Origin of the sequence: Halomonas sp. ND22Bw (genome assembly GCF_003011945.1) — a bacterium.
Taxonomy (GTDB): domain Bacteria; phylum Pseudomonadota; class Gammaproteobacteria; order Pseudomonadales; family Halomonadaceae; genus Halomonas; species Halomonas halophila.
The window spans coordinates 1-245 of sequence record NZ_PXWD01001525.1 but is presented as its reverse complement, the minus strand read 5'-3'; the positions used below and the strand labels follow the sequence as shown (position 1 = coordinate 245).

The window sequence follows — 245 nt, the reverse complement described above, 5'->3', positions numbered from 1 at the left end:
GATCAGGAAGATCGTACCGACCAGCACGTGGAAACCGTGGAACCCGGTCGCCATGAAGAAGGCGGCGCCATAGTTGATGCCCTTGAACGGGAACGGCGCGTGCATGTATTCATACGCCTGGATCGAGCTGAACAGCACGCCCAGCACCACCGTCAGCCACAGACCTTTCAGCACGCCGTCGCGATCGCCGACGCCCAGCAGGCCCCACAGGCCACGCTTTTCGCCACCACGCTGATTGTGGATCA

Annotated in this window: 1 protein-coding gene; it reads right to left on the bottom strand. The window is 61.6% G+C overall.

Features of this window, described 5'->3' with window-relative positions:
- Positions 1-245 (bottom strand): cytochrome c oxidase subunit 3 (locus CVH10_RS23330; RefSeq protein ID WP_181244728.1); only part of this gene is annotated, 245 nt, incomplete at both ends.